Here is a 14,430-nt window from a genome sequence, read left to right on the forward strand (position 1 = left end):
GTGTGTTGTGAGGCAGGGTTGTTCATCGCGGAAGGCCCTTCCCGAAATAACCGGGAGCCGGGCGTCCCACAGAGCGATCATGCCGGCACCGCCATAACCATGGCCGATGCCGGCATATCGATCAGAGAGTCGTGAAGCCCAGGGGCATCAGAAGCTGAAAGAGACTTTCGCCGTGTAGAGCTCCCAGTCTTTTTTGTAGCTGGGGCCTTCGATCTGGCCGCCAGGAAAACCGGGTGACGGGTAAAAGTCCGTGTTGCCGTCGGAGTTCAGCATGATGGCACCCCCGCGCATCTTGTGGCCCTCAAGCTTGAAGATCCAGTTCTCGGTGATGTCAAAGCGAAGAGAAAGCGCCAGATCCTTGAGGTAGGCGCGGTGCTCCTGGCCGGGGGGATAACCACCCATTGTACCCTGGGGAGTTGCGCTTACCCACTGTTCAACGGCCTTTTCACCATCCTTGTCATCCCGATTGGCATAGTACTCAGAGTAATAGGTGCCCACCTCAAACCAGTCGGTGAACCGGTAGGTGATCATGCCGTAATAGCCTTCGCTGTCAAAGTCCTTGCCATCGGGGACATAGATGGGGTCCTCGAACTCATAGTTGATACGGTTGTACTCGGTGGAGAAGACAAAGTCCCCTACAGCGTACTGCAGGGAAGTGGTCCAACCGGTTTGGGTCACTTCAATATTCGATTCACCACGACCGGTTATGGCTGTATTACTTGTAATATCTGCATAAATACCCGGTCTACTCCCCAACCGCTCACGCCAAAGGAAAGCCCTTCCAGGGGAGTCTCCCAGAGGACGCTGCCCACGTAGGTGCGGTCTACCTGGTTGTTGGAGACGTCCACGCCCATGTATATGGGAAACTGGTCCTCCAAGAGCCTGATCTCAGGGCCGTCGTCGTCAAATTCGTTGACACCGCCCATGATGTGGTATTCAAAGCTGCCCACTTTGCCGGCCGGGGCATACCCGTAGTACTCAAAGCCGTTGAGGGCGTTGATGGAGTCTCGCCACCCCTCGTTGTACACACTCTGGGGAAGCAGCACCGAGGTACGCAGCATATCCACGTCCCGGCTGGTGTTGTAAAGACCATGGGTCATCTTGAGCTTACCGGCCCTGAAGTTGGCCCACTCGGTGAAGGAGTAATCGGCATAGGCCCAATCGATGGTTACCTCGTTATCCCCCAGAAACCCGAAATCCCGGGAGAAGAACTGGATACCCAGACGCAATCGGTCGCTGACGTCCGAGGTGAAGTTGATGCCGCGCTCGTTGAAATGATACGTGCCGCCATTATCGGTATCCCCGAAGAATTTGTTGTCCGAGGAGAGAAGGTACCCCTGGGTAATGAAACCGTGAATACTCACCTGCCCCTCAGAGCCCAGCTCCAGGGCACCGGCAGACTGCGCCGATAGAAACACCAAAATCACGGTAAACAAAATGGCCGTTCTTTTCATCATTGTTGTTAGCCTCCGCATCGATAAAGGTATGTGAAATATAATCGTAAACACGTTTAGATGGTCATTTCGCTCAAGATCTTCACCTGGTCCGTGGCAGCACCGGAAGTGACAAAGCCGATGGCCCCTTTTGTCTTCTCAACATACTCCACGAGGTCCCGCTCTTTATCAAAACTCTTGGGTGCCTGGCCTCCTCCGGTAAACACCTTCTTTTTCCAATACCGCGTAAAAGTGCTGTGATTTTTCTTGAGGTATTTGTTCAAAAACGCGTCCTGGGTGTCCCCTTTCCCAAGGATAACAAACTGAACACGCATGCCGTTTTCCCATACCTTCTTCTTCCCGAGGTAGATATCCCGAATTTCCCGCTGTTCAAGAGAAGCGACGGGAACGCTTCGATTGCCGATGACTCTCAACTGCTCTGCAGATACACTGCCCGCGACCAGGCAGAGAATCGAAGCAACCAACATGCCCCTTAGAACCATTCTCATCATTCCTTGCACTCCTTCCTTTCGTGGTGAAAATCATCACTCAGCACTACCAAACAAATTGTGCACATACAGAATACCAACCGTATGGAATTAACATTGTTATCCTTTGTGCACTACTAATTTCCTCCCAAGGTGTCAATACCGTTCGTGTTACAGACTACTCACAACCGCATCACGCGCAGCGCTTCGAAGGCTTGCCAGCTCTGCGGATGAGGCGGCGGAAGCCCCTCTGGAGACAATATCGATAACGGCCTGCCCTTTTTTGGGAATAAAGAGGCGGACGGTCCGATCCGGTACGGCCCAGACCCTCTGGGCCCCCTCTTTCCCTGTCTCCCGGCGGGCCACGCCGTATCTCAGGGAGACAAGTCCTTCGAGCTTATCAAGGGAATCCGATATCTTAACAGGAAGAACATAGCGAACGCCCACGAGGCGATCCCCGGCCAGCCGATACACCAGGTACGCGGGCCGCCTGAACAGGGAGACGCTGTAAAGCAGTTCGTGCCGCCCCATGCGTTTCGGGGCGATTTTTTCAGAGGCCATCACCTCGAACCGGTTCATGCCCCAGCGAACGCTGCGGAAGTCAAAGCTCTCCGCAACCGCGCTTCGCGAGGCCAGCAACAGGCCCAGGGCACAAACCAATCCGTTAATGAGATGACAAGGTTTCATCTGTCCCCCTGCCTGCAAGGGCATTGCGGATGGATGCGGAAAGCTCCCTGATTTCAAGGGGCTTCATGAGTAGAAAATCGATCCCCGCGTCCGACACTTCCCCTGCCGAAAAGCTGTCGCTGTACCCGGTGCAGATAATCACCGGCACCTCCGGTCGCAGGGCTTTGACCTTGCGTGCCAGGGCGACCCCCGTCATCTTGGGCATGGTCAGGTCCGTCACCACCAGGTCAAAGGCTTCAGGGGATTCGGAAAAAAGGTCGAGGGCCTCCCGGCTGTCCGTAACGGCCTTTACCGTGTAGCCCAGACGCTCCAGCATGGCCCCGACCATCTCGGCCAGGTCCGGCTCGTCGTCCACAAAAAGGATGTTCTCCTGGCCGCGGGCAAGCCCCGCCGCAACCTTGGGTTCTTCACCGGCACGTCCTTCGGAGACCGGAAAGTAGAGGTGGAATACACTGCCCTCTCCCTCCTCGCTCTCCACGCGAATCGCCCCGCCGTGGACCTTGAGGATGCCGTGGACAACCGAGAGTCCCATGCCGGTCCCCTGCCCCTTACCTTTGGTGGTAAAATAGGGATCGAAGATGCGTTTTTTCACCTCAAGATTCATACCGCACCCCGTATCACCCACGGAGAGCTTCATGTACGCACCGGGCTCCAGTTCGATGAACTCATGCACGTCCACCTCATTTAAGGTGACCACGTCCAACAGAATCGACAGGGTCCCTCCGTCGGCCATGGCGTGGGCCGCGTTGGTGCACAGGTTCATGAGGATCTGGTGAATCTGGGTGGAGTCTGCATCAATGGGGTAGACCTTGGAGGTCATGGACTGCTTGATCTCGATGGTGCTGGGAAGGCTTGCCCTGAGGAGCTCCAGGGATTCCCCGATAATTTGCTGCATAAAGACAGGCTTCTTCTCATGGACGGTCTGCCTGCTGAAGGAGAGAATGTGGCCCACCAGGTTTCTGGCGCGCTGGGAGGCTTTGTAGATCTGGTCGATGCTCTTTCGCGCCGGGTTGGACTCGTCCACATCGAAGCGGGCAAGCTCAATGTACCCCAGGATGGCGGCCAGCACGTTGTTGAAGTCGTGGGCGATGCCCCCGGCAAGGGTCCCCAGGGCTTCCATTTTCTGGGCCTGCCTGAGCTGCTCTTCCATGGACTTACGGGCCGAGGTGTCCCTGACCAGGGTCAGCTTTCGGAAGGGTTCCCCCTGGCTGTTGCGCAACAGCCAGCTCCGAACCTGGGTAGGCACCCGGCTCCCCCCTTTTTTAATGTACTCCTTTTCGTACTCGCCGGATTCGCCCTTGGCAAGGAGAGCCGGTGCCACGATACGTGACTCCAGCAGTCGCCACTTTTCCGGCGTTATCTGTTGCTCGAAGCGATCGCATACCTCCTCAAGGGGGTATCCGACCATGTCGAGAAACGCAGGGTTGGCATCTTCGATGCGCCCGTTCAAGTCCGTAAACAAAATGCCGTCGCGGCTTGTCTTGAACAACTCTTCATATCGTACACGATCATCGGACGAACCCCTTTCAGGCACCTGTTCTTCAACATGGATGCCTTCTGATTCGAGGAGCCGCCGGGCACGGGCCAGGCTCTGTTCATCGCCATGTACTACAAGAACCGTTCGGTCAGAGTCCCGGTTCAATGCCACCCCCTTTTCTCTTTTTCTGGAAGAGGTTATCACGCAGTGCACACATACATATGTCTACTCATATCGGCACGCGAGCAGTTTATCTTTATGCCAAAACGGTGGGTTCCGGGAAAAAAGGAGCTGCCTTTACCCGTGCATATTGCATCTTGCGACGGCGGCTCTCTCCCCTGCTCTGCATGGGATTCGGCTCAGCCGTGTCACCGCCGGATCATTTGATTATCACGACACGTTCAACGAGGGTTTCTAACACACCTGTCCCGACAGCACCACCCCTGCCCGCCTCTTTTACCACCCCATGCGTCCCTTACCCGAACAGCCCATAAAAAAGCGCCGCCGGCAACACAAGACACGTTTCATTCCAGGTAATTGCCGAGAAAAAGCCAGGCATCCCAAACGGCCCCCACCTTTTTTGCGTTATCAGGATTTTGAGGCAGGTCACACCTCCTGCAGCCCTGACGCCATAAAGATGAGGGGCACGCGACCCGGCAAATATCCGGGCTGCCCCCGTCAAAGGGTGAAGGGATCCCCTTCAAGCCTGTTTTTACAGCAGATCACCCTCTTGAGAAACAGAACCAGGGGCGCCAGGGCCGCGCCGCCCCCCTTGCAATTCACCAGCCCGTGTTTATATTGGTGTGACCATGAGCCATTATAATGAAAACATACCCGACCCCAAGGAACTCGAAAAGGAGATCGGTAATTTCCTCAATCAAAAGTTTGGCGGAAACGTAAAGATCGTCTCTCCCTTCTCGAAACCCGAGCGGGACAAAACCGAAGGCAAGAGCGTCAGAGCGGAGAAGAAGGGTTTTCAACTCGACTTCGACATGAAGCCTGAAGACCTGGTGGCCTATCTGGACCAGTTCATCATCCGTCAGGAGAGGGCCAAAGCCGTTCTGGCAACAAAAATCTGTACCCATTTCAATCGAATCCGCCATTTAGGGGACGAGGGGCGAAAGACCTCCGGCATTGTGGGGGGCATCAAAAACAACGTCCTGATGATCGGCCCCACCGGCGTGGGCAAGACCTACATGATCAAGCTCATCGCCGACAAGATCGGGGTCCCCTTTGTCAAGGGGGACGCCACCAAGTTCACCGAGGCAGGCTACGTGGGCGGAAACGTCGAGGACCTGATCCGGGACCTCGTGCGTGAAGCCGACGATGATATTGAGCGGGCCGAATGCGGCATCGTCTATATCGACGAAGTGGACAAAATCGCCTCCTCCCCCAACCTCGTGGGAGCCGACATCTCCCGCACCGGTGTCCAGAGGGCTCTCCTCAAACCCATGGAAGAGACCGACGTGGAGCTCAAGGTCCCCCATGACCCTGTCTCTATGCTCAAGGAGATGGAGCGCTACCAGAAGACCGGCAACCTGGAAAAGCAGGTGATCAACACCGGCAACATCCTCTTTATCATGAGCGGCGCCTTCAACGGCCTGTCCGAGATCATCGAAAAGCGCAACCGGAAAAAAAGCATCGGGTTCGGCGCCACCCTCCACGACAACGCGGACACCGACGCCATCTTCCGCGAGCTGCGCACCGAAGATCTGGTGGAGTTCGGTTTCGAGTCCGAGTTTGTGGGGCGCCTTCCTGTCCGCACCACCCTGGAGTCCCTCTCCGAGGACGATCTCTTTGAGATCCTTAAAAACCCCAACAACCCGGTGATCCTGAGCAAAAAGCTCGATTTTTCTTCCTACGGCATCAGCATCCGGTTCGACGATGAGATCCTCCGGGAGATCGCGCGGCGTGCCCACCTTGAAAACACCGGGGCCCGAGGCCTCGTGAGCGCTGTGGAGGATGTGCTCCTCCCCTTTGAGACCCGTCTGCCCTCCACGGGCCTGAAAGAGTTCCCCGCCACTGTCGAAGCCGCATTGGAGCCCGAGGAGACCCTGCGATCCCTGTCGGACCCTGCCATGGCCGACGAGTGGAGTGCACGCTTCCGGCATCTGGAGGCACTGGAAACAGAATCCCTGTCCGGGTACATCACCAACCACTGGGATCAACTCACCGTGGGCCACCTGCTGCCCATGACGCCCTGGCGAACAGACCTGGCGTCAACGCTCTGTATCGCAAGCGGAATCTCCACGGGACGCGCCATTGAGAAAATTCATTCACATTATGAAGAGGTTAAAAAACTTGAGGTGAATTTTTTCTCGAAATTTGGTATGCATGTCCTGTTTGATGAAGAGGCGGTGGATTTCCTCATGGACCAGATCCTGACATCCGGAGCCACCTTCGACGAGTTGTTTGCTAAAATCAGTGGAGATTTTGAGCTCGGCCTCTCCCTGATCCGGGAAAAAACCGGCAAGACTCACTTCTTCATCACACGGGAGGCCCTGTTGTCGCCGGAAACCTTCCTGGACGACCTCATCAAAGAGGAGCTCGTGGGAAAAACCGACGCCATCCGCCTTCCCGACAACACTAAGACATAACGAGTCCCTGTCGGCAGCCCTCGTTTCGCCCTGGGATTCGACACCATTCAAACGAGATACCAACAAAGGCCCCGTTTTGAGGGCCTTTGCTGTCACAACCGGAGAGTATACGTAGATGATCGGAATATCCAAACTCTACTGCGGAACCGTGGAACCCTCAGACGCCCTGCGCTACGGACGCCATTCCGGGAGCCTTCCTTCCCACCTGCTTCAGTTTTCCAAAGACAAAAAGCCTGTGGTGGTCTGGAACTGCACCCGGGCATGCAACCTCAAATGCATCCACTGTTACGCCAAGGCCAAGGCGACCGGCGAAGACAACGAAATGACCACCGAAGAGGGCAAGGCCCTCATCGACGACCTGGCGGCCTTCGGTGCCCCGGTGATCCTTTTCTCCGGCGGTGAGCCCCTCATGCGAAAGGACATGCCGGAGCTTGCCGAGTACGCCGTTTCCAAGGGGATGCGCGCCGTCATCTCCACCAACGGCACCCTCATCACCAAAGAGGTGGCCCAGAACCTCAAGCGCATCGGCCTCTCCTACGTGGGCATCAGCATGGACGGCATGGAAGAGACCCATGATCACTTCCGCGGAGAAAAGGGCGCCTTCCAGGCCAGCCTTGAGGGCATACGAAACTGCCAGGAGGCGGGCATCAAGGTGGGCCTGCGCTTCACCATGAACCGCATGAACGTCCGGGACATCCCTGAGGTTTTCAAGCTCCTCGAAGAGATGGACATCCCCCGTATCTGCTTCTACCACCTGGTGTACGCCGGACGTGGTGTCAAGATCGGCGACGAGGTGCTCTCCCACGAAGAGACCCGAAAGGCCGTGGACCTCATCGCCACCGAAGCCAAGCGCCTCCACGATGCTGGCAAGCCCAAGGAAGTCCTCACCGTGGACAACCACGCCGACGGTCCCCACATCTACCTGCGCATGCTGGAAGAGGACCCCGAGCGCGCCAAGGAAGTGCTTGAACTCCTCCAGATGAACGAAGGCAACAGCTCCGGCCACGGCATCGGCTGCGTCAGCTGGGACGGCTCTGTTTACGCCGACCAGTTCTGGCGTCACCACAGCTTCGGCAACGTGCGCCAGCGCCCCTTCTCCGAAATCTGGACCAACCCCGAGGACGACCTTCTCCTGAAACTCAAGGAGAAGAAAAAGCACGTCACCGGCAGGTGCGCCAAGTGTAAGTGGCTCGATATCTGTGCCAGAGCAAGCTTCGGCGTCCAGCACGAAGCCGCCACCGGCGATGTCTGGGCCGGATCCCGAATGCTACTTAACCGATGAAGAGATCGGCTTGACCGAATAACCATACCGGGCCCGGGCAGAGGCTGCCGTCTCTGACCCGCAAGCCCCATGCCGAAGGCGACGGCAAGCAAACGGCGGCCACTTCCGGTGAGCCGCCGTCACCTTGAGAGCCGGAGTACCGGCCCTCGCCTTCGCCGTAAGGAGTACCCGATGCTGTTCCCCCAATACCGAGGACGACGCCTGAGAGCGTCATCCAGCCTGCGCCGCATGATCCGCGAAACCTCCCTCTCCGTCGACGACCTGATCCTGCCCCTCTTCGCCATCGGCGGAAAAGGCGTGAAAAACCCCATCGACTCCATGCCCGGACATTACCAGTTCTCCGTGGACAACCTCGTCAAGGTGGCCAAAGAGGCCTGTGACCTTGGGATCCCCGCAGTGATGATCTTCGGCATCCCCGACAAGAAAGACCCCCTGGGAACCTCAGCCTACGCCAAAAACGGCATTGTCCAGAAGGCGGTGCGCGAGGTGAAGAACAAGGTCCCCGAGCTCACCGTCATCACCGATGTCTGCCTCTGCCAGTACACGGACCACGGCCACTGCGGCGTGGTGGAAAAGGGAAAGATCGACAACGACATGAGCCTCGATCTCCTTGCCCGTATCGCCGTCTCCCATGCCAAGGCCAACCGCGAACTGGTGGCCTCGGACATGGACGGCCGCGTGGGTGAAATCCGGGACGCCCTGGACCAGGAAGACATGGGCGAGATTCCCATCATGAGCTACGCCGTGAAGTACTGTTCCGCCTACTACGGTCCCTTCCGGGCCGCCGCCCACTCCGCCCCCACCTTCGGTGACCGGCGCACCTACCAGATGGACCCGGCCAACGTTCTGGAAGGCATCCGGGAGGCCACCATGGACGTGCAGGAAGGCGCGGACATCATCATGGTAAAACTGACCTGTGGCCCCCTGGACGTCATCTCCAAGGTCCGGGACGAGGTGGACCTGCCCATGGCCGCCTACAACGTCAGCGGCGAATACGCCATGATCAGCCGCAGCAGGACCAGCTCGGCTGGATCGACGGCACCAAGGTGATGATGGAAACCCTGACCTCCATTAAACGGGCAGGAGCGGACATCATCCTCACCTACCACGCCCTGGAAGCTGCCCGGGAGCTTGGCGGGAAATAGAGGCCTGAAAAAGCGCCTCCGGCGGCCCTGCCGGGGGCCAAACTTTTGAAAAGTTTGACAAACAGGACTTAAGCACGCGCGATGCCGGCTGTTTACCTATGCCGTTACACTGCGCGCATCAGACTTGCTTACTTCGGTGTTGCAACCGGAATGTTTTTGCGGAGCTTTTTTCAAAAAGCGACCCGCCGGAGGCACGATACAACATGGACACGGCAACTGCATGAGCGTGCTGGAAGAGCACAGACCCCACGGTCACGGCGGCGGGCACGGAAAAAAAGAGGCGGAGTTGAGGCTGGTGGCCTGGGAGACGACCCGGCGCTGCAACCTCACCTGCGTGCACTGTCGCGCCGCAGCCGAAAACGGCCCCTACCCCGGGGAGCTGGATACCGAAGCCGCCTTCAGACTCCTGGACCAGATTGCCGAGGTGAGCAAGCCCATCATCATCCTGACCGGCGGCGAGCCCCTCATGCGCGAGGATATCTTTGAAATCGCCGCTTACGGCAACAAGCTCGGCATGCGCATGACCATGGCCCCCAACGGCACCCTGGTCACCGCTGAGAACGCAAAAAAGATGGTGGAGTCGGGCATTGTGCGCATCAGCCTGAGCCTGGACGGCGCCACCAAGGAGTTCCACGACGGGTTCCGCGGCGTGGACGGCGCCTACGACAGCGTCATGCAGGCAGTGGAATACGCCAAGGCAGCGGGCCTGGAGTTCCAGATCAACACCACCATCACCAAGGACAACCTCTCCCAGATCCCGGACATCCTGGCCAAGGCCGAGGAGATCGGGGCCGTGGCCCACCACATCTTCCTTCTGGTGCCCACTGGCAGGGGAAAATACATCGCCGACAGCGAGATCAACGCCAAGGAATACGAGGAGACCCTCAACTGGTTCTACGACCAGCGGAACAAGACCTCCCTCCAGCTCAAGGCCACCTGCGCCCCTCACTACTACCGGATCCTTCGCCAGCGGGCCAAAGAGGACGGAGAAAAGGTCACCTTCGAGACCCACGGCCTGGATGCAGTGACACGCGGCTGCCTGGGTGGTATCGGGTTCTGCTTTGTCTCCCACACAGGTACGGTGCAGCCCTGCGGGTTCCTCCATACAGACTGCGGCAACGTCAAGGAGCAATCCTTTGCCGAGATCTGGAATAACTCCAAGGTCTTCAAAGAGCTCCGGGACTACGACCTCCTGGAAGGCAAATGCGGCCCCTGCGAATACAAGCGGGTCTGCGGCGGGTGCCGGGCCAGGGCCTTCGAGGCCACGGGCAGCTACCTCACCGAAGAGCCCCTCTGCAGCTACAAGCCGCCGCGCATGGAGAAATAGCGCCCCACGCAAAGGTCCTTTCCGGTTTCATGTGCCGCCAGGTACATCCCCAAAATAATAAACCCTGCACGCTTAGCGTCGCGGATTTCCTTATGAAACACCCCACGGTGGTCTCTCGAAAGAGCTGAACCACGACCCCGGCTGAATAATCCGAGCACCTCGAAATACGACGGACCGTAGAGTGCACTCCGTGCACAAAAAACCACCGCCCAATCCCCCATACCCTCGGCAACGCCAACGCCCTTGGTATCCGAACATGGTGCACAGAGTACACCCTACAAGCAAGAGGCGTGCTGGAAGGAGTGAACCATTACAACGTGATGGCACCAACCTGTGAAGCTTTTTCTACATAAAAGCCTTTGCCGTAATTTTTTACAAATGGCACGAATTTCTTCTTGACAGATATTCTTACCCTCTGTAGGCTCCCTTCCAAAAAGTTGAAGCTCTCTAACTCGCAATCACATAGAAGCCTTCAGGGAAACGCCGGGGGTAAACAGCTTGTCCAATCATCCCCGTTCGGGACCGCACTGCCCGACATCGACAGCTACCACGCCAACGAAACCGGCAATCCCCTTACCGATGCCTTTTCAACGAGCACCACCGTCCACCCCGGAGGCAAGGCAACACCCGTGGCAGAGGAAGAGATTGCCGCCACCTATGCGTCACTGACACAAAAATCCCGACACGGCAAAACCGCGGCCTACATCCATGTGCCGTTCTGTGAAAGCCACTGCCTCTACTGCGGATTCTACCGAAAACGCTACGACGAAGGCCAGAGCAGGGCCTACGCAGACGCCCTCATCGCGGCTGCGGACTCGGCAAGACCCCTTCAGGCAAGCGCCCCCATCCATGCCGTCTACATCGGCGGGGGCACGCCCACCTCCCTGGAAGCCCCGGACCTCAAGCGCATCCTTGATGCCATTCGGGAAAACCTTCCCCTTGCAAACGACTGTGAACTCACCGTTGAAGGACGCATCTGGAACTTCGGGCCGGAAAAAATGGAGGCTTGCCTGGAGGGTGGTGCCAACCGCTTCTCCATCGGGGTCCAGACCTTTGACACGGAGCTTCGGCAATCCATGCACCGCCTGGCAGACCGGGACACGGTCCTCACCGCCCTTGCACGGCTGAGGGACTACGACCAGGCCGCCGTCATCATCGACCTGATCTACGGGTTTCCCAACCAGACCATGGAGCTGTGGGAAGAGGACATCCGCATCTTCCAGGGCCTCGGGCTCGACGGCGTGGACCTTTATCAGCTCAAGGTTTTTCCCGGCACCCCCTTGAGCAAGGCCATCGACAAAGGGCGCTTCCCCCCGGGGGCGGATCTGGCCACCCGGGCGCGCATGTACGCACGGGGTACGGAGCTCATGGCCGACGCCCAGTACACTCGGCTATCCGTCAACCACTGGGGCCGCACCCCACGGGAGCGGAACATCTACAACCACATGATGAAAAGCCCCTCCTGCTGCCTGCCCTTCGGGCCCGGTGCCGGAGGCAGCGCCCACGGCCATTTCTTCTTCCTGGAAACGGATTACGACGTATGGCGCAAGGCAGTGCTCGACGACGGACGAAAGCCCCTTGTCACGATGCAGCGCCAGACCGCCCACGCCGAACTGGAAAAAACCATTACCAGCGAGCTGGAACTCTGCAGGATCAACCTTGGAGACCTCGGAAAACGGTTCGGGCTCCCCCTGGCTGAGACCCTGGGCACCCTTTACGAGCAGTGGGAACGTGCCGGGCTCCTCACCCACCGAAACGGATGGTGTCGCCTGACGACCGCCGGGCAGTTCTGGCAGGTCACCATGGCGCAGCTAACCATCAACTACCTGTACGACACTATTTTTACGGAGGAATCATGATGCGATTGTTTTCAGTCTTGCGCTCTCCCCTGATAACCGGTGCCTTGAGCGCATCTCTTATCCTGGGAACAGCGGTCTCCACCTTTGCCGAGCCTGTGGAGACCACCTCGGAGATGAAGGTCACGGCCACCCGAACCGAACGAGAATTAAGCGAAATCCCCTCATCCCTGAGCGTGGTCACGGAAGAAGAGATCATCCGCCACGGCTACACCTCCGTCGCGGACATCCTCCAGGATGTCCCTGGGGTTGAGATCTACGACCAGAGCCTGTCCGGGGCCAAGCGCATCAATATCCGTGGCGAATCCGGGTCGCGGGTGCTCATCATGGTTGACGGCCAGAAAATCACCGAACAGAAATCCATGGACGGAGCGCCCCTTCTCATCGACCCCAACCAGATTGAGCGCATTGAGGTGATGAAGGGGCCGGCCTCGGTTCTTTACGGTTCCGAGGCCATCGGCGGGGCGGTGAACATCATCACCAAAAAAGGGGGCACCAGGCCCATCCAGGCGTCAGCCAACGTCACCTACAACTCCTCCACGGAAGGTTTTGAAGAGAGCCTGGCCCTGTACGGACGCAAGGACAGCTTTAGTTATCGTATCAACGGCACCCGCTCCGACCAGGGTGACCGGGAAACACCCAGCGGCACCACTGAAGACTCCGGGTCCGAAGCCACGGCAGGCAGTGTGTTCCTGGGTTACGAAACAGGCAAGCTTGCCATGGGGGTTAAGGTGGAAGACTACACCAGTGAAATCGAGTCCCCGCCCACGGTATCAGACGGAAACCCCTTTGACCTGCACCTGCCCGAATGGACCAGGCAAAAAGCATCTGTGACCTTTGACATCAAGGACCTTTCAACCGCCGTCCCCAAGATCCACATGGATGCCTATGCCCAGAAAACGGAAAAAGAGTTCGAGCAGCGCATGGTCATCAACATGGGCCCCATGGGCACCTACAAACAGGCCCTGGACACCTATAACGACCAGAAGACCTACGGGGCCACCGCCCAGGTCGACATCGTGCCGTCGCCCAACCACTACCTCATCGCAGGGTATGCTTACACCCACGACACCCTGGACGCCGAGAGCACCCTGGACTTTGATGACCTGGGCGGACGCATCCTTCCTCCGCCTCCCATGGGTCCTGCCGGGCCTTCCACGGACCCCGCTACCACCACCAACGATGCCAACATGACAACCCATGCCCTCTTCCTCCAGGATGAATGGATCCTGCCAAAGGATCTTCTCCTCACCTTCGGCGGTCGCCAGACCTGGGTGGAGTCGGAGTTGGAAGAGAGCAACGCCCCCGGTGCCAAGATCGGAAGCACCAGGGACAGCCACCCGGTCTTCAGCGGTGGCCTGACCTGGAACGGTATCAAAGGCCTGACCCTGCGGGGCAACATCTCCCAGGGGTACAGGTTCCCCGGCCTTGACAAGCTCTTCATGGGCACAAACCACGGCGGCCGAACCACCCTGGCCAACCCCGACCTCTCCCCGGAGACCTCAACCAACTACGAAATCGGGGCTCGGTTAGACACCAATACCTGGGGCATGGACCTCGCGGTCTTTTACAACCTCGCCGACGACTACATTCACTCAACACCCGTCAGCGGCAACATCTACACATACGACAACGTGGACAAAGCAAAAACCCACGGCGTCGAAGCCACCATCGACTACACCATCCTGCCCCTTCACCTTACGCCTTATGCCTCGGGTGCCTGGATGAAACGAAAATTTGAGACCGAGGAACTCTCCACCTGGAAAACCGACACCCCCGAGCTTTCCGGACGCTTCGGCCTGCGCTACGAGACAAACCTTGCCACCCACCCCGCCACCGTCTGGGCCGATCTCTGGATGCGCGCGGCAACGGAGTCCGAGCTGGAACAAACAGACGACGACAACCCCGGAAAAACGGAAATTAAAACCAAAGGCTCCTGGCAGACCCTCAACATCGCCTTTGGCAGCGAATTCGGAAAAGACCGGCAGTACCATGTCTCCCTGAACCTCAACAACCTGTTGGACGAGTCGTACCAGACGGCCCGCAACAGCCTTGAAGAGGCCGGGTTCCACGCCGTGGCCCGGGTGGGCGTCTCCTTCTGATAACCTTCAAACACCACCTCCCGGCTCTGTCAAAAA

The 14,430-nt window shown here is 58.1% G+C and carries 11 protein-coding genes and 1 pseudogene; 7 read left to right on the top strand and 5 right to left on the bottom strand.

Features of this window, described 5'->3' with window-relative positions; all coding sequences use genetic code 11:
* Positions 1 to 147: 147 nt before the first annotated feature.
* From ACOYW2_RS14535 to ACOYW2_RS14555, 5 genes are all read right to left on the bottom strand, one after another.
* Complete coding sequence (locus ACOYW2_RS14535) at positions 148 to 678, bottom strand: hypothetical protein (protein WP_482770893.1); 531 nt, start codon at positions 676 to 678, stop codon at positions 148 to 150.
* A 26-nt stretch (positions 679 to 704) separates the two neighbouring features.
* Positions 705 to 1,457, bottom strand: coding sequence for a hypothetical protein (locus tag ACOYW2_RS14540; protein ID WP_482423546.1), 753 nt, complete (start codon positions 1,455 to 1,457; stop codon positions 705 to 707).
* Between the two features lie 53 nt (positions 1,458 to 1,510).
* On the bottom strand, positions 1,511 to 1,945 hold the full coding sequence (locus tag ACOYW2_RS14545; protein ID WP_482415745.1) for a type 2 periplasmic-binding domain-containing protein: 435 nt from the start codon (positions 1,943 to 1,945) through the stop codon (positions 1,511 to 1,513).
* A 147-nt stretch (positions 1,946 to 2,092) separates the two neighbouring features.
* Positions 2,093 to 2,608, bottom strand: coding sequence for a hypothetical protein (locus tag ACOYW2_RS14550; RefSeq protein ID WP_482770894.1), 516 nt, complete (start codon positions 2,606 to 2,608; stop codon positions 2,093 to 2,095).
* A complete protein-coding gene (locus tag ACOYW2_RS14555; protein WP_482770895.1) occupies positions 2,586 to 4,250 on the bottom strand; it encodes a response regulator in 1,665 nt (554 codons plus the stop codon). Before ACOYW2_RS14555 ends, ACOYW2_RS14550 begins: the two co-directional genes overlap by 23 nt.
* A 644-nt stretch (positions 4,251 to 4,894) precedes the next feature.
* On the opposite strand from ACOYW2_RS14555, the gene ACOYW2_RS14560 reads away from it, so the two are divergent.
* The 7 genes and pseudogenes from ACOYW2_RS14560 to ACOYW2_RS14590 all read left to right on the top strand — a co-directional run bounded on the left by ACOYW2_RS14560 (position 4,895) and on the right by ACOYW2_RS14590 (position 14,394).
* Positions 4,895 to 6,682 (top strand): AAA family ATPase, encoded by a 1,788-nt coding sequence (locus ACOYW2_RS14560; protein WP_482415743.1) that lies wholly within the window; start codon positions 4,895 to 4,897, stop codon positions 6,680 to 6,682.
* Between the two features lie 115 nt (positions 6,683 to 6,797).
* Positions 6,798 to 7,986 (top strand): annotated as a pseudogene (gene ahbC, locus ACOYW2_RS14565) (12,18-didecarboxysiroheme deacetylase).
* Positions 7,987 to 8,135: 149 nt separating this feature from the next.
* The gene (gene hemB / locus ACOYW2_RS14570; RefSeq protein WP_482770896.1) at positions 8,136 to 9,014 is read left to right on the top strand and encodes a porphobilinogen synthase; all 879 of its coding nucleotides are present in this window, start codon (positions 8,136 to 8,138) and stop codon (positions 9,012 to 9,014) included.
* Positions 9,014 to 9,109, top strand: coding sequence for a hypothetical protein (locus tag ACOYW2_RS14575; protein WP_482770897.1), 96 nt, complete (start codon positions 9,014 to 9,016; stop codon positions 9,107 to 9,109). Before hemB ends, ACOYW2_RS14575 begins: the two co-directional genes overlap by 1 nt.
* 220 nt (positions 9,110 to 9,329) lie before the next feature.
* Entirely contained in the window at positions 9,330 to 10,436 is a 1,107-nt protein-coding gene (ahbD, locus tag ACOYW2_RS14580; protein WP_482770898.1) for a heme b synthase, read from the top strand.
* Positions 10,437 to 10,831: 395 nt separating this feature from the next.
* Positions 10,832 to 12,295, top strand: a complete 1,464-nt coding sequence (gene hutW / locus ACOYW2_RS14585; RefSeq protein ID WP_482770899.1) for a heme anaerobic degradation radical SAM methyltransferase ChuW/HutW — start codon at positions 10,832 to 10,834, stop codon at positions 12,293 to 12,295.
* Positions 12,292 to 14,394, top strand: a complete 2,103-nt coding sequence (locus ACOYW2_RS14590) for a TonB-dependent receptor (protein ID WP_482770900.1) — start codon at positions 12,292 to 12,294, stop codon at positions 14,392 to 14,394. Before hutW ends, ACOYW2_RS14590 begins: the two co-directional genes overlap by 4 nt.
* Positions 14,395 to 14,430 lie beyond the last annotated feature (36 nt).

It is taken from the genome of Desulfoluna sp. CLI2B (assembly GCF_056847375.1).